We start from the raw sequence: 26,079 nt of genomic DNA, 5'->3' as shown, positions 1-26,079 counted from the left end.
TTTTTTAAAATTTTAATACATCTGGCAAGTATTTTTTAACAAGTTCTTGGTAATAAGGTTTAAGAGCTTCAGAATCAGGTTTCACAGGAGCTTTTGTATACAAATCGTAAGGATTAAATTTCTTAACCCATTCAAACATTTCTACATCTTTATCATTCATTAAATGGCGGTATTCATTTTCACGGTGTTGCGCATAAAATGAATGGTATCTAATTATATATAAGGCAGGTTCGGGCAAATAATCTTTTAATATTTGATATAAATATTCATCATGTCCCCAGCTCATCTTAACCTTGTCTAAACCACAATTAGGGGAATAAATACCATATTTAGTATTAAATTTAGGATTGGTTGAGTCTGGATTTTCAGCAAAAAAATCAGCATGTACTATTTTATCAGAGAATTTACATCCAACAGGAAACGTATCACCAACAACAGCCCACTGAGGTTCATCAAATAAGCAAAGTACTTTACCAACATCATGTAAAAACCCCGTTAAAACAAACCAGTCGGGATGACCATCAGCCCTAATGGCTTCAGAGGTTTGTAGCAAATGTTGTAATTGATCCAGATCAATATCAGGGTCGCTGTCATCAACTAATGTGTTTAAAAAATCTACAGCTTCCCAAATAGACATTTCTTTTCTATTAAACTGTAAAAAATCAGCTTCCTTTTTTGATACAAAGTCGTAGGTTTGAAACGTGTGATTAAGCCTGTAGAATTCTTTAACAGTTTCTGCTCTTTCTGAATCTTCATAGTCTCTAAAATCTTCCTTTTCCTTACCATTTGTATCAGGATCAGGATCTGGATACCTTTTTAAAAGATCTTCTTCCCAATGTTCTATATTCTCAAGCGGTTGGTTTATTGATGATTTTTTCATGCGACTTAGTATTTAATTTTAATTCACTAATTTTTTAGTTCTAATAAGAACAAATGAACTTAACAAGTTACATAAAATCAGCGAGTAACAAATTTAACCACAGCGATATTTAGTATAATGGACTAATAGTTTATTTATATGGATTATTTAATCAATACAGTATTTGCTTGGGTAGAATATAACATACATCAATTTGGGTAAAATCAGAAATTTAAGCTTAGTTTTATGTAGAATAATGTCCAGTGTTTTAAATGACGTCTAAATGATATTTCCATGTTTTTGATGTAAAATTCCATATCAAGTCCTAGGTCTTAACTTAATTTTAACCAAATAATTTTGACTAATCTAAATTTATTACAAATGAAAAAACTAAAACTTTTATTGTTTACCTTTTTTATAGGTACACTATCAGTGTTTGCCCAGGATAATGTGTCCGGTGTAGTTACTGATGAACAAAATGTGCCTATACCAGGGGTTAATGTACTTATTAAAGGTACTGCAACTGGTACATCAACAGATTTTGATGGTAACTATCAAATACAAGCTAGTAATGGCGATGTTATTGTGTTTTCCTATCTGGGTTACAAAACACAAGAAGTTAGTTACTCAGGACAATCAACCTTAGATGTGCAATTATTAGAAGATACCGCACAACTAGAAGAAGTTGTTGTTATTGGTTATGGAAGTGTGAAACGGACAGATTTGACAGGATCAGTGGCTTCAATAGGGAGTGATGCTGTAATCGAACAAAGAAAAACAGATGTCGGGCAGGCTTTACAAGGGCGTTTAGCGGGTGTAGATGTTAGAACTTTAAATAATAAGCCAGGAGCTCCGCTTTCCATTACTGTAAGAGGTAATGGTGCTCTTAGAAACAACAATCAAGGTAATGACGGTGTAAGTGATGACCCTACAAGTGATTTAGGATCTCCTTTATATGTAGTAGACGGGATTTTTGTAGATAATATTAACGCACTCAACCCTGCAGATATTCAACAAATAGATATTCTTAAGGATGCATCTTCTACTGCTATATATGGAGCAAGAGGTGCTAATGGTGTTGTTATAATAACTACAAAAAGTGGTATTGAAGGAAGGACACGATTTAATTATGATGCTACTTTTGGGATACGAAGTGTGGTAAACTCTCCAGATTTTTATAGTGGGGATGAATATGTAGCATTTGTTAATGATGTTGTTAGAGCGAGAGAGTTTGGTAACTTGTTAAATACTGGACCAGCATCTGCTGCAGATTACAATAACATAGTTCCAGATACAACAGTAGAGTTTATAGGTGCTGAAGAGCAGGCTAATGCATTAAACGGCAATTATACTGATTGGATAGGTCTGTTTCAAGAAACAGGAATTCAAACCAGCCATACCTTATCAGCATCTGGTGGACAGGATGGACTAGTGTATAACGCATCTGTAGGCTATTTAAAGGACGAAGGTGTTGTAGGTATTGAAGCTTTTGAAAGATATAACCTTTCGGGTTCGCTATCTAAAAAAGTAAATGACCAATTAACATTTGGTGTAAAAACGTATATCGCTTTTTCTGAAAGAGAAGAAGGTAGCCGGGAATTATTTAGAAGTTCTTTCCGTTTGGCTCCAACTGTTGATCCTTTTGAAGACGATGGCACTTTAGATTTAATACCAGATGAACAAGATCAGCGTTTCATAAATCCAATTTATGAGAAAAATGGGGCATGGAGGGTTAATACTAAAAGATTTGACATTATAGCTAATGCTTTTTTAGAATACAAGCCATTAAAATGGTTAAACTTAAAAACACAATTCTCACCAAGTTTAGTTTATAATAGATTTGGGGAACATAGGGCTTTATTGACAAAAGCAGCTAGAAATGACCCTCGCAGAACTAGAGCTATTTATAATTCTGCCTCCATAGTAACATATACTTGGGATAACATTGCCAACATGAATTTTGATATTGATGATAATAACAATTTAGCAGCCACGTTGATTTCTTCTTTATATCATAAAGAATTTGAAAGAGGAGATATACAAACACGTAATTTGGCGGATGAGTTCTTGTTCTTCAATACGGGGCAAGGTACAGACATACGTGCTTTTAATAGTGGTTTTATTAAGGATAATATAGCGTCTTTTGCAGCTAGATTAAACTATTCTCATAAAGACAAGTATTTATTAACACTTACTGGTCGTTATGATGGCGCTTCTCGTTTAGCTGTTGGTAATAAATGGGATTTTTTCCCTTCAGCGGCGTTTGCATGGAAAGTTTCTCAAGAAGAGTTTATGCAAAATGTGTCTTGGCTTAATAATATGAAAGTACGTTTAACCTACGGACAAACAGGAAATATTGATACAATAGGAGCATATCAGTCTTTTTCATCTTTGAGTGGAGGTACCTATTTATTTGGAGACGATTTAGCAACTACACAGGTTATTGCAGGTTTGCCTAATAGTGAATTAACATGGGCGGTAACTACAGAAACTAACATTGGTATAGATTTAGGACTATTTAATAATAGAGTAAACTTGACCGTAGATTATTATAATAAAGATACAGATGGGAGCTTGTTTCCTAGAAGCTTGTTAGCTGTTTCTGGTTTTGGTTCTGCTATAGGGAACTTTGGAGAGGTAAGAAACAGAGGGGTTGAGGTCGTATTGAATACAACTAACATACAAACTGAGGATTTTAGATGGCGTACAAGTCTTAACTTTTCAAAAAACGAAGCTGAAATCTTAAAGATTGAAGGCGATGTAGAAGAAGTACCATTTGGACGTCACGGTGTAACAAAAGTTGGAGAAGATCCAGCAGCTATTTTTTCTTTTGAAAATGATGGTATTTGGCAGTTAGATGAATATGCTGAAGCAGCTACATTTGGAGCGAGACCTGGGCAATATAAATTTGTGGATCAAAATAATGATGGTGTAATCAATAATGATGACAAAGTTGTTATTGGAAGTCCTACACCAGATTGGTTTGGTGGTATGACAAATACCTTCACATATAAGAATTTCGAAGCCAGAGTACAAATTAACACACGTCAAGGAACACTAGGTCATTCAGAGTGGTATCAAAATTTTACACCTTATCAAAATGACCAAGCTAAGTTTAATAAAATTAATTTAGACTATTGGACACCTAATAATCCTGATGCATCAAGACCAGCCTTGGCTTATGCTCACCCAGGAGAGTACTATTATGAAGAATTTGATTTTGTTAAGATTGGAAATATCGGTTTTACATATACACTACCATCTAATGTATTAGATAAGTTAAAGCTTAGTGGTATGAGATTATCTTTAGATATTCAAAATCCATTTGTTTTCACAGATTACGAAGGACCAGATCCAGAGACTGGTTTGCAAAACTCCTATAGTTCTGCATATATGACCAAAACAGTATTGTTTGGATTAAACGTATCATTATAATTATAAATTGTTAAGAAAATGAAATCAATTTTTAAAATACAAAACATAGTTTTATTACTAGGCTTAATTTTTACAGCCTGTGAAAGCTATATAGAAGAGGAGTTTTATGGTGGTTTAGTTGCCGAAAACTCTATAAATGAAAACAATGCAGATCAATTAGTAGCTGGAATGTATGGTAATTTACGTGCAGTGTACAAGAATTATGGAATTATGTTCCCAGGAACAGATGTGTTTACTTCACAAGACGATGTAAGGAGTAACCTTGCAATAAATGATTATTTTGGTCTCACAGCTAGTGAAGGTAATTCTGCGTTTTTTTGGGGTGCAAATTATGGTTTAACATCAGATGCCAATACGGTTATAAATCGCTATGAGAACCAAATTTCATGGAGCGATGCCAATTTAGCCGTTCGTGACAATGGAATAGCCCAAGCAAAAGCTTTAAGAGCACTTGGTTTCTACAATTTGGTTAGACATTTTGGAGGTATAGTTTTGGAATTGAACGAAACTAATTCAATTCGTACAGATTATGTGAGGTCTTCTGAAGAAGAAACCTTTACTCAAATTATTAGAGATTTGGAAGAAGCTATCCCTAATTTAGGAGATAATCCACAAACAGGTAGAATGTCTAAGCGTGCTGCTCAACATTTATTAGCCGATGTTTATTTAACAAGGGCTTATAAATCATTCGGTAGTGCTTCGGATTTTACAACTGCAGCTAACTTGGCAGAGGAAGCCATTGGGTCTTATGATATAAGAAGTCAAACCTATGCGCAAGTATTCGATTATGGTAATCAAGTAAATCCTGAGATTCTTTTTGCAGTTCAATATGGGCCTGGGGGTAATTTTGATGACAGGAATAATAACAAGCATGGAATTTTTATGAATCCTGTCGATAATTATGTTGGTATAGGAAGAGCTAATCCTTATGGAGCTAATAATACTGGTTTAATGCCAACGCCTCGTTTCTTTGAATTATTGGCAAACAATGATTCAAGAGATGAAGTAACATTACATAGAGTGTTATTTGCAGATGAGGAAGCTACATTCACATCGCCAGAAGGTACAGATAATGTTGTGCCTGGAGATACAATCGTGTATTATCCTAAAGAACCTATAGATGCTGCTGAGTTAGCAGATAAGTTAAACAGGTACTGGGTATATCAACCAGATCAGTATTTATTTGGGCTTCCAGATAATGTACCAGGAGTTATTTATCAGTATTCCTCTAATGTTTTAAGAACGAATTTCCCAATATTTAAGAAGTTTGATGATGTAGGTATTGATGCAGAAAATGGAGGATCAAGGGATACATTTCTATTTAGAATTGCAGAGACGCATTTAATTGCAGCTGAAGCGTATTTGGGAGCTGGTAATACAACTTCTGCATTAAGTCACTTAAACAGGGTTAGAGAACGAGCTACTGGTGTAGTAAATCATTATACTTCTGTAGATATTGATACCATTCTTGATGAAAGAGCTATAGAACTTGCAGGAGAAGAAGATAGATGGGCTGTATTAAAGCGCGCAGGTAAATTAGAAGAACGCATTAATATGTACAACCCACATATTGTAGATCACGGTGCATTTAGTGCAGGTACTCATTTAGTAAGACCAATTCCTGATAATGAAGTTGCTCTATCTGAAGGTTCTATAGACCAAAACCCTAATTATTAGATATTATATTCTCTTTTTTTAGAAGAGAACATTGTATAAGAAACTTTAATTTTTGAGTAATTAGTTTTGAGTTAGTTTAGTTTTTATAAGGGCAGATGAAATTTTTTTGTCTGCCTTTATAATTTGAAAAGCAATTTTATGGTTAAACGCCATCTAGAAATCATATTATTCTTAGTTGTTTTAGGATGCCAAAAGCATGCTGATGTCCCTTTAGTAGAATCAAAACAAAACGTAGACTACATCAACCCTTTCATCTGTACCTCAGATGATCACGGACAAACAGATGTATCGGCTTCGGTACCATTTGGTATGGTAAAACCAGGCCCAGATACCAATCCTATAGCACATTCTGGGTACGACTATATGGCCAAAGAAATTATCGGCTTTTCAAATACGAGATTTTCTGGTGTAGGCTGTAGAGGTGTAGGCGGTAATTTACGAGTACTGCCTCTTGTGATTTCAGAACAAGACTCCACCTCTAAAAAATTACGTTTCAAAAAAGAAAGTGAAACGGCTTCGGCTGGGTATTACAAAGTTGATTTAAATAATGGTGTTACTACTGAATTGACAGGTATAAGACAGGTTGCATTTCATAAATATACATTCCCCGAGTCTGAAAACTCAGGAATATCTATTGATTTGGCCAGCTCCTTTGTAGGACACGTTTCAGAAGAACATCAAATTAGCAAAGGCATTGTTAGTGGAAAGGTAACAAGTATAAATGTTTGTAAAAAGGGTAAGTATACGTTCTATTATGCATTGGCTTTAAATAAGGGAGACATAGGAATTTCTAATGATTCATCAACGGTATCCTTTCAATTTAAAACCAAGAAAGACGAAGAGGTCGTATTAAGAGTCGCTTTATCTAGTGTAAGTAAGGCTAATGCTAGTTATAATTTAATCCAGAGTTTGAATTTTGATTTCGAAACGGTTAAAAATGCTTCGAAAAAGCAGTGGAACGACTTACTGGATGTTGTAAATGTAGAAACCAAAAACGATTCGCTTAAAACCATGTTTTACACCCATCTATACCATGCCACACAGTCTCCATTTATTATAAATGATGATAACGGCGAGGTAAGAGGAAGTGACAATAAACTGTATAATAGCAAAACACCAACTTACCACGGTTGGTCTATTTGGGACACATTTAGAACAAAGTTGCCTCTGTTTTCTTTGGTTTATCCAGAGAGATATCAAGACATGTTATTGTCCTTAAAACGATTATACAAACAAGGCAAACCAGATTGGGCAACAGAAACAGAACCGTTTTTAACCATAAGAACTGAGCATAGCATAGTCATGTTGCTGGATGCTTATAGAAAAGGAATTCTACCATTTGATTTAAATGAAGTTTATGACGAATTAAAGGAAGAAGCAAAACACCTACCTTTTAAATCGCCAGACAATGTTTTGGAATCTAGTTACGATTTATGGGCGCTTTCTGAAATTTCTGAAATATTAGGAAAAGACGTAGATGCAGAATTTTACAGAGCACGAGCTTTTGAATATAAAACCACGTGGGAGAATAAATTCATGAACATGGATGAAAACTCAGATGTTATGCATGGCGATGGATTGTACGAAGGAACCCTGTGGCAATACCGATGGTTTGTGCCTTTTGATATGCAAGGCATTCAAACTATGACGGGAGGTAAAGACGAATTTGAAAATCAATTAGATTATTTCTTTGATAATGAACTGTTTAACATTGGTAATCAACCAGATATTCAAGTGCCTTATTTGTATAACTACACCAATTCGCCTTGGAAAACACAACAGTTAGTAGACAAGTTACTCAACAAAGTAACTAACAACTGGTACGGCACCCACGAAAAGTTTGAAGCACCAATTGTAAAAAAAATATTTACGGCAACACCAAATGGCTATATCAAAGAAATGGATGATGATGCAGGCACCATGTCCTCATGGTATGTTTGGTCCACAATAGGGCTTTACCCTGTGTTTCCGGGAAGTACGCAGTTAGCACTAACAGTACCTCAATTTGATAAGATAACCATAAAAACAAAAGACAAACCATTGGAAATTATTACCAATGGCAGAACACCAAATACAATTTACATTCAAAAAGTTACATGGAATGGCGCAGAAATTAATTCAAGTATTATAGACTTTAATTTAATTTCTAAAGGAGGCGTTTTACAATTTGAATTAACAGACATGCCCAATACACTTTGGGGAAAACAAAATTAGAAAATGACATACAAGACAAAATTTAATAGTTCTGTTTTATACGTGTTGTTGCTGACCTTATTTTTTTGGTCGTGTAACGAAACACCAAAAACAGCTGTAAATGTCTCTCAAATTGAAATAAATAAGAACTATATAAAAAAGACCAACGATACAGAATATCTGGTTACAGATTATGGTATAGTTGGTAATAGCACAACCCTAAACACCATAGCATTACAACAATTAATAGATAAGGTTCATAAGGAAAATGGGGGCACCTTGGTATTTCCAAAAGGGCAATATCTTTCAGGAGGCTTGGTAATGAAATCTAACGTAAGTCTTTATTTAAAAGAAGATGCTGTATTGTTGGGAAGTACAAATCCCTATCATTATTCAGATGTGCCAATGCCTGAACGTCCAGAGTCTCCCAAGCGCGATGACTATTCCAATATGGCATTTTTGGTGGCTTATAAGGCCAATAACTTTAAGATATATGGTCAAGGAAAAATAGACGGTCAAGGTAGAGCATTGGCTTTAAATATTGATAGCTTACACCATTCAGGAGAACGCAAAGACCCAAAATATAACTACAGGCGTATGCGCCCCAACGAAACAGCAAGACCTAAGTTGTTCAGATTTTCTATGTGTAAAAATGTAGATATTTTAGACCTCCATCTTCAAAATGGAGCATGCTGGGGATTGTCTTTCGAATTATGTGAAAAATTAAAACTGGATAATTTAAAAATTATCAATAGAGCCTATTGGAATAACGACGGTATGGACATTACCGATTGCAAAAATGTACAAATCACAAATTGTGATGTAAATTCAGCCGATGACGGTATTTGCCTAAAATCATACTTCCCAGCCTATTACAACGATAGCATTTACATAGCAAATTGTAAAATAAGAAGTAGCGCCAGTGCCTTAAAATTTGGAACAGCTTCTTACGGCGGATTTAAAAACGTAACCATTGATAGTATAGAAGTATACGATACGTTCCGTTCAGCCATAGCAATTGAAAGTGTAGATGGCGGTGTTATTGAAAACATCAACGTTTCCAATATCATAGCGAAAAATACAGGTAATGCCATTTTTATAAGATTAGGGCATAGAGGCGGAGATGCACCGGGAGTTGTAAAAAATATTCACATTAAAGATATCAAAGTGGAGGTGCCTTTTGGAAGACCAGACATAGATTACGATTTACGAGGGCCTGAAGTAGACTTTTTCCATAACCCTTTTCCATCTTCCATTGTTGGTATTCCTGGTCACAACATTGAAAACGTAACCATCGAAAATGTAGAAATTACATATCCCGGAAGAGCATCAAAAGGGATGGCTTATGTACCGTTAAGCAGATTGGAACAAGTGCCCGAGAAAATAAAAGATTATCCGGAATTTTCAATGTTTGGCGAGTTGCCAGCTTGGGGATTTTATGTAAAACATGCAAACAACATTACATATAAAAACGTAAATTTAAAGTTAGAACATCACGATTTTAGACCAGCTTTTGTGTTCCATGGCGTTGATGGTGTACATTTAGAAAGCGTCAAAGTTCCAGAAACTGCCCACAAACAATTCGTATTTGAAGGAAAAGAAAATTTTACACATAGTGATGCCATAAAGGAAAATATTTTAGTAATTAAGTAACTGCATGAGAAAATATTTAATAGTAACAATAACCGTTTTAAGTATACTGTTTTCATGTAAAAATGAAGATAAAACAACTGTTGATACAACCAATAAAGCAATAGATTATGCAAGTTTGGTATATCCGCATTTAGATACAGAGAATTCCAGATGGTTTTTCTTTTCATCAGCATGTCGCCCGTTTGGCATGGTAAACCTAAGTCCAGATAACGAAATAGACGGAGCTTGGGGCAGTGGTTATCGTTATAAAACCGATACCATTAAAGGCTTTAGCCATATACATGGATGGCAAATATCGGGTGTGTCGGTTATGCCGGTAACGCTTTCTGACGAGAATACTAAAACCGTTTTCAAAGATTTTTACTCAAAATTTAGTCATGATGATGAGACGGTAACACCAGGTTATCATAGTCTGGAGCTACAACGTTATGGCATTAGAACAGAGCTTACCAGTACCACAAGAGTGGGGTTTCATAAGTATACCTTTCCAGAAAAAACCAAAAATGCCGTTCTATTTAATTTGAATACCATACTTGGGCCATCAGATAATGCTCAAGGAGAATTGCGCCAAATTAGTGATACGGAATTTGCGGGTTCAGTAGTGGCAACACCAACCCACAGAAGGCCTCAAGAATTTAAGGTGTTCTTTAGTGTAAGTCTCGATGCTCCAGTAACTGAATTACAAAAAGATGAAGCAACAGGTAATTACTTGATGCATTTTTCTAATTTGGAAAAGCCCTTACTTATGAAGGTGGCTATCTCGTACACTTCAGAAGAAAATGCCAACTTGAATCTTAAAACAGAGTTACCACACTGGGATTTTGAAGCAGTTGTTCAAGATTCCAAAGACCATTGGAATTCGTTATTAAGTAGAATAAAGGTAGAAGGCAATACCGAAAAACAACAAAGACGTTTTTATACAGATTTATGGCATGCGCTTCAGGGCAGACGCAATATTAATGATGTAAATGGTGCGTATCCTGATAATACTGGAGGTAAATTTAAGATAGGACAATTGCCGTTGGATACTTCGGGAAAACCAAAATTCAATCATTACAATTCTGATGCGCTTTGGGGAGCCCAATGGACACTAAATACACTCTGGGGACTAGCTTACCCAGATATTTATGAAGAGTTTGCCATGTCTTTTCTTCAATATTATAAAGATGGAGGCTTGGTTCCCAGAGGGCCATCAGGTGGAAATTACACCTACGTTATGACAGGCTCCCCAGCCACACCGTTTTTTGTCAGCGCGATTCAAAAAGGTATTTTAAAGGAAAATCTAGAAGACATTTATGATGCTTTGAAGAAAAACCATTTAGAAGGTGGTATCATGGAAAAAGCAGGTTATGAGCATAAAACCAATATTGGAGGCGGACTGGATTTCTATATGGAAAAAGGCTTTGTGCCACATCCTAATCCTAAAGGGAAGTTTGGCGGACATCAAGATGGTGCAGGTTTAACTTTAGAGTATGCCTATCAAGATTGGGTATTGGCCCAATTGGCACTGAAGCTGAATAAGACGGAAGATTATGAATACTTCATAAAACGTTCAAAAAGTTATGCTACACTTTTAAATGATGAGGGCTGGATGCAAGCCAAAAATGTTGATGGTAAAGTGCAAGCAGACTATAGTCCGTATACCTACGAAGAAGGGTTTATAGAATCCAATGGCGCGCAATCTACTTGGTTTGTACCACATGATTACGATGGACTTGCTGAACTCATGGGAGGCAAAGACAAAGCTGTTGAAAAATTAAATACACAATTTAAACAAGCGGAACAATTAAACTTTACTTCGGGCACATCGCATGCTTCAGAATTGCACCCAGAGTATCGTAAAATCCCCATAAATTATGGTAACCAACCATCTATTCAAACAGCCTTTATTTTTAATAAATTAGATAGACCAGATTTAACCCACTATTGGTCTAGGCAAGTGGCTTCTAAGGTTTTTGGCGGTCTAGCCCCATCCACAGGATACAATGGCGATGAAGACCAAGGTCTCATGGGAAGTTTAGCCGTTTTAATAAAAATTGGGCTGTTTCAAGTTAATGGAGGTACAGAGGAAAATCCAGAGTATCAAATAGGAAGTCCTATTTTTGATAAGGTAACCATCCAATTACATCCAGAGTATTATTCAGGGAAGACTTTGGAGATTCAATCCGTAAACAATAGCAGTTCTAATGTTTTCATAAAAGAGGCCTCTTTTAATAACGAGGATTTACTTAAATTTAATGTGTCTCATAAAACCCTAACTAACGGCGGGGTGCTAAAACTTGAAATGACTGGGACAAAGTAGTCTGTCATGCAGATTGAAAAAGGTTTAGGTAAATATCATTTTTATGACCACACGACGAAAATTTATAAAGCAAACGATTATAGGTACAACGGGAGTTGCTACACTGAGTTGTTCGGCATTTACGATGGCTTCAAGCACATCATCCTTTACATCTAACAGACCACCATTAGCCGATAGAACCTTTATAAGTCAAGCCGTTGAAAATACCATTAAAACGGTAAAAAAGGGCATAAAAAACCCAGAATTGTCGTGGCTTTTTGAAAACTGTTTTCCAAACACTTTAGATACTACGGTAGATTTCGAAGTCATAAATAACAAACCAGATACCTTTGTTATTACTGGCGATATTGACGCCATGTGGCTCAGGGATTCTACTGCTCAGGTATGGCCGTATTTGCCTTTGGTAAATCAAGATGAAGCATTAAAAAAGCTATTTAAAGGTTTAATCAACAGGCAAACCAAATGCATTTTGTTAGACCCTTATGCCAACGCATTTTATAAAGACCTGACCAGAGAAACCAAATGGAAGGACGACCGCCCAACCCCAATACCCGGTGTGCATGAGCGTAAATGGGAAATAGATTCGTTGTGCTATGCTGTTCGTTTATCTTATGGATATTATAAGGAAACGGGAGATACCTCTGTTTTAGATGCCAATTGGGATAAAGCCATGCGACTCGCGGTAAAAACGCTAAGAACAGAGCAACGTAAAAATGGAGAAACACCCTATTATTTTGAGCGCGTAAGACGAAATAAAAATATCATTACGCCTTTTAGTGGAAAGGGTAGGCCTATTAAGCCTGTCGGACTTATATGTTCTGCGTTTAGACCTTCAGATGATGGTACCATGTATCCGTTTTTAATTCCATCTAATTTATTTGCGGTGGAGTCTTTAGCCCAGTTAAGCGAGATTTATAAGGATGTTTTTAGAGACAAAGCGTTTTCAGAAGCATGTCAATCCTTTTCAAATGAAGTACTAAATGCGATAAACAAATATGCCATTTCAGAACACTTAAACTATGGTAAAGTATATGCCTTTGAAGTGGATGGTTTTGGCAATAAAGCATTTATAGACGACCCAAACATTCCATCTTTAATCGCCATGAAGTATTTAATGAGCGAGCGGTATTACGATTTAGAGGCGTATAAAAATACAAGAGCTTATCTGTTAAGTGACGACAACCCTTATTATTTTAAAGGAAAGGCGGGCGAAGGACAAGGCGGTCCGCATGCAGGTTTAGACACCATTTGGCCTATGGGGATTATTTTACGGGCCATGACCAGCGATAGTGATTCTGAAATTGTGTGGTGTGTAAAACAGTTAATGAATACCCACGATGGTAAAGGGTTTATGCACGAAACCTTCCATAAAGATGATGCATCCAAATTTTCGCGTTCTTGGTTTGCATGGGCAAACACCCTTTTTGGCGAGTTAATCTTGAAATTATACAACGAAAAGCCAGAACTTCTTAAATCCATTTAAATATGAAGCACCTCGTACTTCTTGCTGTGCTTCTGTGTTTTGGATGTTCAAAAGAGCAACCCATAAAACTTAATGATATTCAGGTAATTGGGAGTCACAATTCCTATAAAATTGCGATTGAACAACCACTTTTAAAGGACATCGCTTTAAAAGATTCCAGTAAAGCGAAGTCATTGGAATACGAGCATATTTCCATAGTAGCACAGTTAAATCTTGGCTTACGGAATTTAGAGCTAGATGTGTTTTACGACCCCGAAGGCGGTCATTTTTTAAATCCAAAAGGCTTAGAAATTGTCAAACAATCGGGAAAAACGCCAATGCCTTTTGACGAATCAGAACAATTAAAACAACCGGGGTTTAAACTATTTCATATCCAAGATATCGATTTTCGGAGTCATCATTTACTGTTCAAAGAGGCATTAAAAGCGATGAAGAAATGGTCGGATAATAATCCTGCACATCTGCCCATCATAATTTTAATGAATACGAAAGACAAGGTAATACCAGACTTAACCAAACCAATTCCCTTTTCAGCGAAAGCGTATCAAGAATTAGATGCTGAAATATTTTCAGTATTTACAAAAGAGGATTTAATACGACCAGATGATGTAAGAGGAAACCATGGTACTTTAGAAGAAGCCGTTTTAAAACAAGGTTGGCCAAAATTAGAAGAATGCAAAGGGAAATTTCTATTTGTTTTAGATGAAAAAGCTCATAAAAATGGCCTGTACATGAATGGGGACAATACGCTGAAAAACCGTGTATTTTTTGTGAATAGTAAAGAAGGAAATCCAGAATCGGCCTTTAGAATTGTAAACAATCCTATTACCGATTTTGAATATATCAAGCAATTGGTGGCACAAGGTTATATGGTACGCACTCGTGCTGATGCTGGAACAAAAGAGGCCCGAACTAACGATTACACCAAGTTTGAAAAAGCAAAGGCTTCGGGAGCGCAAGTGATTTCAACAGATTATTACCAACCTTCAAGATTATTCAAATCTACTTTTGAAGTAAAATTTGAGGATGGTACTTACGAACGCATTAAAGACATTATAAAATGAATAAACGCTATATAAAATTCATATTTCTAATAATTTGTTCTTCTCTTTGGGGGCAAAATAGTATTCAATTTCCAATAGTACAAAATGGAGAAGTAGCCTCTATTATCATAGATAAAAGGGATGCCAAAGTCGTCGATATTGCTTCAGATATTTTGGCGAGCGATATCCAAAAAGTTTCAGGAAAAACGGTTGTGAAACATCAAAAGAAAGCCCCATGTCAAATTATAGCAGGAACATTGGGGAACAGTAAAGTTATAAATCAACTCATAAAAAAACACGCTATTGATGTCTCACAAATTAGAGGGAAATGGGAAACCTACACGATTCAAGTCATTGAAAATCCTTCAAAAGACATAAAAAAAGCATTAGTCATTATTGGTTCAGACCGAAGAGGAACGGCTTACGGACTTTTAGATATTTCCAGAATGATAGGCGTTTCCCCGTGGGAATGGTGGGCAGATGTTACTCCAGAAAAGCAAGAAAGTATTGTGCTTCATATTGAAAACAAAACCTACGGAACGCCATCAGTAAAATACCGAGGTATATTTTTAAATGACGAAGATTGGGGCTTGCAACGGTGGTCGGCACTAAATTACGAGCCAGAAACGGGAGATATAGGCCCAAAAACCTATGCCAAAGTATTTGAATTATTGTTGCGCCTACGTGCCAATACCATTTGGCCGGCAATGCACAAATGTACTAAGGCATTTTACCACTATCCGAAAAATAAAATAGTAGCCGATAATTATGCGATTGTTATTGGTACATCGCATGCAGAACCTATGTTGTGCAACATCAATGCAGAATGGAATCATGATACTATGGGCGATTATCGATATGATACCAATTCAGAATCCATAAAGACCTTGTTCAAAAAACGAGCTAAAGAAACCGCAAATTTTGAGGGGATTTACACGGTTGGTATGCGTGGAGAACACGATTCGCCCATGATTGTTGGGGAAGATGATACCGATTCGCAAGTAAAACTTTTAGAACAGGTTATAACCGACCAACGCGAGATTCTAAAAGCAAATTCTAAAAAAGGTGTTACAAAACCTCAGGCTTTTGTGCCGTATAAAGAGGTGTTACATTATTACCAAAGCGGATTGGATTTACCTGAAGATGTAGGTTTGGTTTGGACCGATGATAACTACGGATATATTCGACAATTAAGTAATGCTGAAGAACAAAAACGAAGCGGAGGAGCGGGCGTGTATTATCACACATCCTATTGGGGAAGACCACATGATTATTTATGGTTAAACTCGACGAATCCTGTTTTAATGTGGGAAGAAATGACCAAAGCCTATGAGTTTGGGTCGCAAAATATTTGGATTTTAAATTGTGGCGATATCAAACCCCACGAATATAATATCGAGCTGTTTTTGGACATGGCTTGGAATATAGATGCCTTTAAAAATGACGATACCATCAGAGCGCATCATATGGATTGGAGTGCCAGAGAATTTGGAAAAAATAATGCAACTACCATTACCGATTTGATGTACCAATACAATCAATTGGCGTTTCAAAGGCGACCTGAGTTTATGGCGTGGAGTAGTGTTGAACCTGTAACCAAAGCGGGTAACACCGAGTTGACGCAATACCATTATGGCGATGAGGTTAGTAAGCGTATCAAAGCGCATCAAGATTTGATTTCTCGTGTGAAGGCTATTCAAAAAAATATTCCCAGCCATAAGGCAGATGCCTTTTATCAACTCGTTTATTATCCAATTTCAGGTGCCTCAAACTTAAATTTAAAATGGTTGTACAGTTATAAAAATGCTTTTGTGGCCTCGCAGGGGCGAGAGAGTGCTAAGGATTTTGCAACGAAATCTTTAGAGGCATACAAAACCATTCAAAAAGACACCGATTATTTTAATAACACCCTTCAAAATGGAAAATGGAAGCATATCATGAGCATGTCGCCTAGGCATTTGCCCGTGTTTTCAGAACCAACGGCATCCATCCCATTAACCGAAAAATCAAATACATTAGGGATAGCCATCGAGAGCTATCAAATGGAAGTAAATGATGAGATTATAAATTCTTATGCCGATGTTTTTCCGGTGTTTAATGCTTACACAGAGAATACATATTACATGGATGTGTTCTTAAAAGGACAAGGCGAATTGGAGTGGGAATTACAACCAAAAGACGATTGGATTATACTTTCTAAAACCTCGGGGAAATTAGATAAAGAACAATTAGAAGAGCGTATTTGGGTTACCATAGACTGGGATAAAGTACCGCAGGGGGAAAATAAAAAGGAAGCTCCGTTAGGACACGATTATCAATTAATACCGCCAAGTTACAAAGTGAATTCGGCTATAGATGTAGTAACCAAAAACAAAACGACAACGCTTGGTGTTTCGGTTTTTAATCCAAAGTTTAAAGACCTAGAAAATTATAAAGGTTTTGTTGAAGACAAAGGTTTTGTCTCAATAAATGCTGAAAATTTCACTAGAAAAGCAGACGGTAAAGAAGCCAAATGGACAACCTTTTCTGGTCTAGGGCATACAGGAAATGTAAGTGTGGCACTTCCACGAAGCGCAACTTCTGAAACCTCCGTTGAGGCCATAAAACAAAATAGTCCTATTTTAGAATATGATTTTTATGCCTTTAATTTTGGGGAGGTAGATGTGTTTTTACAGGCTGTACCAACACACGCTTTTAATAATGATACAGGGGTGCGTTGTGCGGTAGCTATAGATGATGCAGAACCTGTAATAGTAGATTTTCAAACCTTTGGGCGAAGTGAAACTTGGAAGCAAAATGTGTTAAAAAATGCATCGGTACAATCCGTTAAGCAAATAGTGAACACAGCTGGAAAGCATAAATTAAAGATTTGGATGGTAGACCCCGGAGTGATGTTAGACCAAATTTTAATTGATTTAGGCGGTTGGAAAACATCGTATACCTTTCCATCTGAAACTAAACTAAAATAGCAAAATATTGTACAGAAGTATCGTCATATTAATACTATTGGTATGTCTTTCTTGTAAAAAAGAAAGGGATGATAAAAGTTATGAAGTAGCCTTTATGGCCGATGTGCATTTGCAAGACATCTATGGTAGATTTTCAGATAATGATTATAAGGGTGTTTTAAACCCTGAAACGAATACCTATACACTAGCCAGAACCATGCAGTCTCAGTTACAATCTACACGGTTATTTAATGAGAACTACTTTGCTTTTTTGTCAGCTTTAGACGATATAGTATCCAAAAACATTAAATATGTTGTATTGCCTGGGGATTTTAGTGATGATGGTCAAATGCTGAATATCAAGGGCTTAAAACGGATTTTAAAAAAGTATTCAGAAGCACATAACATCAAGTTTATTTTAACTACGGGTAATCACGACCCAGTGCGCCCATTTTACCAAGAAGCGGGCAAGCATGATTTTATAGGCGAAGATGGAAAACAGCAACCTATTTTTAGTTCGGAAGAGATATACAAAGCAAAAGACTCCAACGCATTGGCACCTGTTTTTACAAAAGATATTGCAAAATTAGGTTACGAAGATATCTTAAATGAATTAAAAGATTTCGGTTTCTATCCAAAGCAAAAAGATGTGTATTGGGAGACACCATTTACAGATTATAATTACGACAGTTATCAATTTGATGAAGCTCTAAAACAAGCTGAATTATCAAATAGAAATTACAAAATCCCACCTTTTGGAAGCCAAATTTCTGATGTAAGTTATTTGGTAGAACCGACAGAGGGACTATGGTTTTTAGCCATTGATGCTAATGTGTATGTGCCTAAGGATGCCAATAACTATAACAGTGCAAGTGTTGGCTATAATAATGTATTATCGCATAAGTCACATCTAATAGCATGGGTAAAAAGCGTGACACAGCGTGCAAAAACGCTGAATAAAAAATTAATAGTGTTTAGCCATTTTCCAACGGTTGAATTTAACGATGGTGCTTCAGAAAATATACGTATGTTACTAGGAGAAAATAAAATGCAACTGCATCGTGTACCCAAAGAAGCGGTGGCCAAAGCATTTATTGAAGCAGGAGTAAAAGTACATTTTGGAGGGCACATGCATATTAATGATACAGGTGTCGCTACTTTTGAATCAGGTAGTTTAGTAAATGTGCAAATACCTTCATTATCGGCGTATATTCCTGCTTATAAAATAGCAACGGTCTCCGCAGATAAGGTTGAGATTGAGACCGTCGTTATTGACAATGTGCCCAGATTTAAGGAACTCTTTCCATTATACCAACTAGAGTACTCCCATTTAAAGAGCACTGATGCCAGTACACTGTGGGATTCAACAATTTTAAATGCAACAAATTATAAAGACTTTACCCAAAGTCATTTGAAGGGTCTAATTAATAATAGGTTTTTGCAAAAGGATTGGGATATTCCGTTTACCAAATTTTTACTGAGTTTAACTAAGAATAGTGTTTCAGAGTTTGTTTCAATTGACGAAAGTACTTTAGAAGGATTTGAGGACTGGACAGGTTTTGACATGTTATTCGATTTGTATCGCTTGCGTTCTGCAGATACGTTGGCATTTCAAGATATTGGAGCAAAAAAGATTGAAAACTATAAGAGTATTATAGAAGCCTACTTAATTCATTTTAAGAAGATTAGTGAGCCATCAGAAATAGAAAATGACTTCTTGCAATTCTGTATAATCTTTAAAAAGTTTTTAAACGGAGCTCCATCTGAAAATTTTGTGATAAATTTAAGTACCAATCAAGTAATTTCTAAATAAATCCAATTGCCTTGAAAAAGTTCAATTTCCTATGTTTTACCATGTATTTGTTTTGCTGTTACGCACAAGCACAAGAACTGGTTTTTGAACATTACAATGAAATAAATGGATTGTCGCATAACTCGGTTAGGGATATAGTACAAGATAGTAACGGGTTTTTATGGATTGGTACTTTTGGAGGTGTAAATAGATTTGATGGTTACGATTTTAAGGCCTATCAAAGTAAGGTTAACACACCTAATTACTTACATAGCGATGATATTCTAGAAATTGTAATTGATAAACATGATAACCTGTGGATAGCAACAGATTTTGGGCTAACAAAGTATAATATATCTACTCATACTTTTAAAACCTATCATGCCAATAAGAATGAAAAAAATAAAATAATAGGAGATAAAATCAGGTCTGTTTTTATTGATAATTCAGATAGATTATGGGTAGGTACCATGCAAAATGGAATTTGTTTTTATGATGAAAAAGACGATAAATTTCATGAAGTAGATATTGAAGGTGTAAAAAATATAAGGTCGATATATCAAACCAGTAACGGGAAAATATGGTTTACAACATTCAATATGGGAGTTTTTAGTTTTACCATAGATAAAAACAATAAGATAAGTCAGTTACTAAACCATAGATTATTTCCTGCCAAAGGCGAATTACAAAATGACTCTGATGCTTATTTTATTCTAGAAGACCACCAAAATGATTTGTATATAGGAACCAAAGACGGGCTTTATAAATACAACCAGCAAGAAGCTAAATTCCGTTTGCTTCACAAAGATGGTTTAGGAGAGTACTTTAGGTGTTATACAGTTGCTCCAGATGGTAAATATTGGTTTGGTACCTCTAACGGTATCATTGAATGTGAAAGTATCGATGAGATAAAACGTAATACATATAAACGATATGTTCCAGATATTAGCAATACAAGCTCTCTCGCTAATAACTATGTGTTATCACTTTTTTTCGATTATTCAGGAATACTATGGGTGGGTACAGAGAATGGTCTTGATAAGTTAGACCCTTACGAAAATCAATTTAAAACCATAAAGGCAAATTTCACTTCAAAAGGTAGTATCCCCATTATAAGTTGCTTTGCTAAAACGTATAATGACAAACTTTTAATAGGAACACATTCCAACGGGATATTTTTAAAAGATGAAAATGGTTTCACACAAATATTAAATAAATACACGAAAATAAGTAGTATTTACACCGTGAATAATATCGATTTTTATGTTGGGTTGTGGAGTGGTAAAGTTGTAGCATTTAATTTAAAAACAAAGCGCGAGAGACTTTTAAACGTAGGGTTTACATCATCTCCAGTATTAACCTTTCATCAAACATCAAAAGAAAAATTGTTGATAGGTTCTGTAGGGGAAGGATTGGTAGAATATAATTTAAATACAAAAACATATTCTAAGATAAATAGCGAACTACAAGCCTTAAATGATGTAAATAAAATTGTTCCAGATAGAGGCAATATAGTTTGGTTAGCCACAGAAGAGGGTGTCTTTAAATATAATACCCACACCAAAGAAACTAGGCATTATAAACATGAAGTAAATAAAGAAAGTTTATCCAATAACAAAGTAAAAGATATTATTGTTGATGTTAACGGCAATGTTTGGGTAGCTACAAGAAAGGGATTAAATTATTATGATGCCAAGAAAGATAATTTTTTACCCAAGGAAGACCCTTCAGAATTAAAAAATAGTTGGATAACCGATATAGCTACCGACATCAACGGATGCTTATGGTTAAATATGAACTATAACAAAATTGTAAAATATATCCCTGAGAAAAATGAATATAGGTCGTTTCATATCAATAACGGAGTACGTTCTAACCTCATAAACAAAAGAGGGTTTTTGCAATATGATAATACAAGAATTTATATAGGTGGCGATAAGGACATTATTTATTTTTCTCCTGTAGATATTAAAGAAAACACCAATGCACCAAAACCTTTAATAACAGAATTTAAAATACAAAACGAAGAAGTATTACCAGGTGTTAGAATTGATAATCAAATTGTTTTAAATAAAGATTTAAATTATGACAATAATGTAGAATTAACCTATGGAAATCGGAATTTTTCAATAGAGTTCTCAATCCCTTCTTACGCCAATGAGCGTTTAAACACGTACCAATATAAACTAGAAGGGTTTGATAATAAATGGAATACAACAACCAGTAATTCTAGAGCCATACAGTATACTAACCTATATCCAGGAAAATATACCTTACAAGTAAAGGCTTCTAATAACAATGGTTACTGGAGTGACGTTTCAAGCTACAACATTACAATAGCGCCTCCGTTTTGGCTAACCTATCAGTTTTTTATCATCGTTTTAGTATTGCTCTCCATACTAATATATTTCTTAAGGAAGCAGATTAAATACCGTATTCGCTTAAAGCAAGAACTTTTGTTAGAAAAGGATAGGAGGGAACGTGATGAACGCTTAAATAATGAAAAGTTGCGTTTGTTTACCAACATTTCCCACGAGTTACGAACACCATTAACATTAATATTAGGGCCTGCCAAACAACTATTAAACCAAGATTACAACGGGCAACGTGCCAAAAATAAAATTAGTTTAATTCATCAAAATGCAAATAGACTTTTAAGGCTTGTAAACCAGATATTAGATTTTAGAAGGGCAGAAACGGGCGAATTAAGATTAAAAGTTTCAGAAGTTGACGTATTGCAGACTACGAAAAGTATCTTTTACTCATTCGTAGAGTTAGCAGAATCAAAAAACATAAACTTCAACTTTAATACAGAAGATGAAGCCATTGTGTGTTGGGTGGATTTTGACAAATTGAATAAAATCCTGTACAATTTATTATCCAATGCCATGAAGTTTACAAACAATTTTGGCAATGTAGATTTATTCATTGGTATAAAAGATAATGAAAAGGATAAATTAATTATTGAAGTTAGTGACGATGGTATTGGTATTCCAATAGAAAGTCAAGAGAAGATTTTTTCAAGATTTTATCAAGCGAGGAATAGTAAAAAGAACACCACAGGAACGGGAATAGGGCTGTCTTTAGTAAAGGCACTTGTAGAAATCCACAAAGGCAATATAAACGTAGAAAGCGAGCCCAACCAAGGGAGTGTTTTTACGGTAGAGTTACCTGTTAATAAAGACGCCTATACATTAGATGAAATCCTAGAGCTGGATAATGAAGATACCCAAAAACAACTTGAAAGTATTACAAGTGAAGAACCTAAGGCGCTGCTAAGGGTTAAAGACACCAAGGTTATTTTTGATGCCGATATAAAACACGAAGTGTTGGTCATTGAAGATAATCCAGAATTAAGGCAATACATCGTAGACTATTTATCTGATTATTACAAAGTTTATGAAGCTGAAAATGGTAAAGAAGGTTTAGAAATCTGTAAAAAAGTGAAACCTGCCCTGTGTGTAGTAGATGTTATGATGCCTGTAATGAATGGATTTAAATTTGTTAAAGCCATTAAGAATGATGAAAACCTGAGCCATACGGCTGTAATTTTACTAACAGCTTTAGCAGAAAATGAAAATAGGATTAAAGGCTATAAAATTGGTGTAGATGGGTATTTGGTAAAGCCATTTGACCCCGCCTTACTAAAATCTCGAATTGAAAACGTAATTAAAATACGTTTTGAGTTAAAACAACAATTCTCAGGAGAGGCAGAAAGTGATGTGATGACCTTAGCTCATTCGCAGATAGATATTGATTTGATATCTAAAATAAAAGAGATTATCGAAACCAATATGAATTCGTCTCAATTAACACCAAGTTTCGTCTCCACCGAAATGGCTATGAGTACCTCGAAATTATATAGAAAAATTAAGCAGCTTACTAATTTATCGCCTAATGAGTTTATAAGAACCATCCGTTTAAAAAAATCTGCCGAGCTCTTAAAAACTAAACGTTATAATGTATCAGAAGTATCAGATTTAGTCGGCTTTAATGACCCACTATATTTTAGCCGTGTCTTTAAAAAACAATTTGGGTATTCTCCAAGCGAATTACTTAAATAGTAAACTAGGCTTTAAGCATTTATGGCATCAGTAGCTTATCAAGCTATCGATACCTTTAGCTCTCCTTTAATTGAAATTTCCATGAATTTGAACAATATGTCTGTATAAATTAATACAGCTTAATACATATTTGGGATTCATTAAACATTCAATTATTAAAATTCATTATGGCGCATAGAGAAAAGACACCAGTTGTTCCCAAAAAAATGGTTATACCATTTATTCTAGTGACCTCCTTATTTGCCCTGTGGGGATTTGCCAATGCGGTAACCGACCCCATGGTTCAAGCCTTTAAAAAAGTATTGGAGCTATCAAATTCACAAGCGGCATGGGTGCAAATGGCATTTTATGGAGGCTATTTTTGTATGGCACTACCAGCGGCAATGTTTATGAGGAAATACTCTTATAAAACAGGAATATTAATTGGATTAGGACTATATGCCGTTGGAGCCTTGTTGTTCTATCCCGCGGCCACAACAGAACTATTTTGGTTTTTCTGTTTGGGACTTTATATTTTAACTTTCGGACTAGCATTTTTAGAAACAGCGGCAAATCCTTATGCTCTGGCTATGGGGCCAAAAGAAACAGCTACGCAACGTTTAAATCTAGCACAAGCATTTAATCCAGTAGGACTCATATTGGGATTATTTGTGGCACAACAGTTTGTGCTTAAAAATCTACAATCTGATGATATTGAAAATTTTAGTGCTTTGGATGAAGCATCTAAAATTCTTATTAAAACTTCAGATTTACTGGTCATTAGGAATCCATATGTTATTCTTGGTCTGGTACTGGTTGGTGTTTTTGTGTTGTTTTTAGTGAGTAAAATGCCCCAAGCTAGAGAAGAAGGGGAGATGCCAAGTATGGGCAATACATTTTCAGTATTATTCAAAAACAAGAAATATATTTTGGGTGTACTGGCGCAGATACTGTATGTGGGAGCACAAATTATGTGTTGGACCTATATTTACCAATATGCAGAGGGCATAGGTATGGATAGCGTAACTGCTGGATATTATCAAATGGTAGCTTTTATTTTATTCACATTGGGAAGAGCTATAGGAACTTATATGTTAAGATTTATTGGTTCAGGTAAGTTACTCATGATTTTTGCCATACTAGCCATGTGTTTTGTGCTGGGTACCATTTTTATTAAAGGTGTTGTTGGTTTGTATGCATTAGTTGGCGTATCTTTTTGTATGTCTTTAATGTTCCCAACCATTTATGGTATTGCCCTTAAAGATTTAACCGAGGAACAATCTAAAGTAGGTTCGGCTGGATTAGTAATGGCCATTGTAGGAGGTGCTTTAATGCCAAAGTTACAAGGTATGATTATAGATTTAGGAGGCAGTGGAGTTTCAGATACAGACATATTAGGTGTTACAGAGGTTAACTTTTCATTTGTATTACCTCTAATGTGTTTCTTTTACATTACATGGTATGGTTTTTTTGTTAATTTAAATCAACCTCCAAAAATATAAACATACTTGTTTTCATGCCACAAATGATTTAGAAAGCAATTTTTTTTGAAAATAAAATCTATTTACTTTTCTTTGTAATACAGTAAACTAAACCGATTTAGTTCATTTTTATGAAGAAATTATATTTGAAGGATGTAGCGAAAGAACTAAATGTTTCTAAAACGGCAGTATCACTGGTGTTAAATGGAAAAGGCGATGAAAATAAGATAAGCCAAGAGACCCAACAGAAGATTATAGACTTTGCCAAAGCGCATAACTATATTCCAAACCAGTTAGCACGTGGTTTAAGTATGGGTAAAAGTGAAACCATTGGGCTGATTATCCCAAACATATCAGATACCTTTTACTCTAAAGTAGCTGGTTTTATTGAAAGAAAAGCAAAAGAAAAAGGTTATACAGTACTATTTAGTAGTTCTTACGAAAACCCTGAAACTGAAGGAGAACTTATAAGGTCTATGCTTAATAGGCAAGTAGATGGATTAGTGATTGCGTCTACCCAAAAAAATCAAAAGGAAATAGATTTTTTAAAGAAAGAAAAGTTTCCCTTTGTGTTGTTTGATAGGCATTATCCAGATATGGATACAGACCATGTTATTGTAGATAATTTCTATGGTTCAAAAAAAGTAACAGAACATCTACTTAGCTTAGGAAGAAAACGTATAGGTTTTGTAACATTAAAACCAGGCTTAGAACCAATAGCCCAACGTTTAAAAGGTTATTGCGACGCGCTTAAAAGTCATAATTTAGTTCAGAATAAGGACCATATACAAGAGATTAGTAGAGAAGAATATTTTAATGAAATAGAAAGCGCTATTAAAGACTTACTCCGGGGAGCAGAACCCGTTGATGCCATAGTATTTTCAACACATTATTTGGCCTCTCAAGGGTTGCGGGTACTTAAAAAATTAGACGTAAATGTACCAGATGACGTTGCCATAGTAAGTTTTGATGAACTAAGTGCTTTTGATATAGTAGAACCTCCAATTACAGCAGTAGTGCAACCTGTTGAAGCCATTGGAAGAGCAGTAACAGATATACTTTTAAATAAAATAGCGGGTACAGTTAAGACCAAAACACAAGTAGAAGTTTTAAAAACAAAACTAGAAGTAAGAGGGTCTTGCGGAACAAAAAAATAGCTTTAGCGAGTTT

Annotated in this window: 13 protein-coding genes; 12 read left to right on the top strand and 1 reads right to left on the bottom strand. The window is 35.3% G+C overall.

Features of this window, described 5'->3' with window-relative positions:
- Nucleotides 1-4: 4 nt before the first annotated feature.
- Nucleotides 5-880 (bottom strand): inositol oxygenase family protein, encoded by an 876-nt coding sequence (locus JS605_RS06830; RefSeq protein WP_203256953.1) that lies wholly within the window; start codon nucleotides 878-880, stop codon nucleotides 5-7.
- 360 nt (nucleotides 881-1,240) lie between these two features.
- On the opposite strand from JS605_RS06830, the gene JS605_RS06825 reads away from it, so the two are divergent.
- The 12 genes from JS605_RS06825 (at nucleotide 1,241) to JS605_RS06770 (ending at nucleotide 26,066) form a co-directional block, all read left to right on the top strand.
- Nucleotides 1,241-4,294, top strand: coding sequence for a SusC/RagA family TonB-linked outer membrane protein (locus JS605_RS06825; RefSeq protein ID WP_203256952.1), 3,054 nt, complete (start codon nucleotides 1,241-1,243; stop codon nucleotides 4,292-4,294).
- An 18-nt stretch (nucleotides 4,295-4,312) separates the two neighbouring features.
- Complete coding sequence (locus JS605_RS06820; protein ID WP_203256951.1) at nucleotides 4,313-5,971, top strand: RagB/SusD family nutrient uptake outer membrane protein; 1,659 nt, start codon at nucleotides 4,313-4,315, stop codon at nucleotides 5,969-5,971.
- Between the two features lie 138 nt (nucleotides 5,972-6,109).
- Nucleotides 6,110-8,185, top strand: a complete 2,076-nt coding sequence (locus tag JS605_RS06815) for a GH92 family glycosyl hydrolase (protein ID WP_203256950.1) — start codon at nucleotides 6,110-6,112, stop codon at nucleotides 8,183-8,185.
- A 3-nt stretch (nucleotides 8,186-8,188) separates the two neighbouring features.
- The gene (locus JS605_RS06810; protein WP_203256949.1) at nucleotides 8,189-9,817 is read left to right on the top strand and encodes a glycoside hydrolase family 28 protein; all 1,629 of its coding nucleotides are present in this window, start codon (nucleotides 8,189-8,191) and stop codon (nucleotides 9,815-9,817) included.
- 4 nt (nucleotides 9,818-9,821) lie between these two features.
- Entirely contained in the window at nucleotides 9,822-12,119 is a 2,298-nt protein-coding gene (locus JS605_RS06805; protein WP_203256948.1) for a GH92 family glycosyl hydrolase, read from the top strand.
- A 43-nt stretch (nucleotides 12,120-12,162) separates the two neighbouring features.
- The gene (locus JS605_RS06800; RefSeq protein WP_203256947.1) at nucleotides 12,163-13,602 is read left to right on the top strand and encodes a glycoside hydrolase family 125 protein; all 1,440 of its coding nucleotides are present in this window, start codon (nucleotides 12,163-12,165) and stop codon (nucleotides 13,600-13,602) included.
- A gap of 2 nt (nucleotides 13,603-13,604) precedes the next feature.
- Entirely contained in the window at nucleotides 13,605-14,666 is a 1,062-nt protein-coding gene (locus JS605_RS06795; RefSeq protein WP_203256946.1) for a phosphatidylinositol-specific phospholipase C1-like protein, read from the top strand.
- Nucleotides 14,663-17,614 (top strand): glycosyl hydrolase 115 family protein, encoded by a 2,952-nt coding sequence (locus tag JS605_RS06790; protein ID WP_203256945.1) that lies wholly within the window; start codon nucleotides 14,663-14,665, stop codon nucleotides 17,612-17,614. Before JS605_RS06795 ends, JS605_RS06790 begins: the two co-directional genes overlap by 4 nt.
- Nucleotides 17,615-17,621: 7 nt before the next feature.
- Nucleotides 17,622-19,406 carry a metallophosphoesterase family protein gene (locus JS605_RS06785; protein WP_239000289.1) on the top strand — a complete coding sequence of 595 codons (1,785 nt, stop codon included), beginning with the start codon at nucleotides 17,622-17,624 and terminating at the stop codon, nucleotides 19,404-19,406.
- An 11-nt stretch (nucleotides 19,407-19,417) separates the two neighbouring features.
- Nucleotides 19,418-23,449 (top strand): hybrid sensor histidine kinase/response regulator, encoded by a 4,032-nt coding sequence (locus JS605_RS06780; RefSeq protein ID WP_239000288.1) that lies wholly within the window; start codon nucleotides 19,418-19,420, stop codon nucleotides 23,447-23,449.
- A gap of 167 nt (nucleotides 23,450-23,616) precedes the next feature.
- Nucleotides 23,617-24,930, top strand: coding sequence for an L-fucose:H+ symporter permease (gene fucP / locus JS605_RS06775; RefSeq protein WP_203256944.1), 1,314 nt, complete (start codon nucleotides 23,617-23,619; stop codon nucleotides 24,928-24,930).
- A 110-nt stretch (nucleotides 24,931-25,040) separates the two neighbouring features.
- Complete coding sequence (locus tag JS605_RS06770; protein ID WP_203256943.1) at nucleotides 25,041-26,066, top strand: LacI family DNA-binding transcriptional regulator; 1,026 nt, start codon at nucleotides 25,041-25,043, stop codon at nucleotides 26,064-26,066.
- Nucleotides 26,067-26,079: the final 13 nt, after the last annotated feature.

The sequence above is a fragment of the Hyunsoonleella ulvae genome, from assembly GCF_016827605.1.
GTDB lineage: Bacteria > Bacteroidota > Bacteroidia > Flavobacteriales > Flavobacteriaceae > Jejuia > Jejuia ulvae.
Note: the sequence above shows the minus strand (reverse complement) of the source record. Positions and strands in the feature narration are given on the sequence as shown.

Coding starts and splice junctions, on each gene's coding strand:
- JS605_RS06820 (WP_203256951.1), top strand. CDS start 4,313: ATGAAATCAATTTTTAAAATACAAAACATAGTTTTATTACTAGGCTTA.
- JS605_RS06795 (WP_203256946.1), top strand. CDS start 13,605: ATGAAGCACCTCGTACTTCTTGCTGTGCTTCTGTGTTTTGGATGTTCA.
- JS605_RS06805 (WP_203256948.1), top strand. CDS start 9,822: ATGAGAAAATATTTAATAGTAACAATAACCGTTTTAAGTATACTGTTT.
- JS605_RS06830 (WP_203256953.1), bottom strand. CDS start 880: ATGAAAAAATCATCAATAAACCAACCGCTTGAGAATATAGAACATTGG.
- fucP (WP_203256944.1), top strand. CDS start 23,617: ATGGCGCATAGAGAAAAGACACCAGTTGTTCCCAAAAAAATGGTTATA.
- JS605_RS06810 (WP_203256949.1), top strand. CDS start 8,189: ATGACATACAAGACAAAATTTAATAGTTCTGTTTTATACGTGTTGTTG.
- JS605_RS06770 (WP_203256943.1), top strand. CDS start 25,041: ATGAAGAAATTATATTTGAAGGATGTAGCGAAAGAACTAAATGTTTCT.
- JS605_RS06800 (WP_203256947.1), top strand. CDS start 12,163: ATGACCACACGACGAAAATTTATAAAGCAAACGATTATAGGTACAACG.
- JS605_RS06790 (WP_203256945.1), top strand. CDS start 14,663: ATGAATAAACGCTATATAAAATTCATATTTCTAATAATTTGTTCTTCT.
- JS605_RS06815 (WP_203256950.1), top strand. CDS start 6,110: ATGGTTAAACGCCATCTAGAAATCATATTATTCTTAGTTGTTTTAGGA.
- JS605_RS06825 (WP_203256952.1), top strand. CDS start 1,241: ATGAAAAAACTAAAACTTTTATTGTTTACCTTTTTTATAGGTACACTA.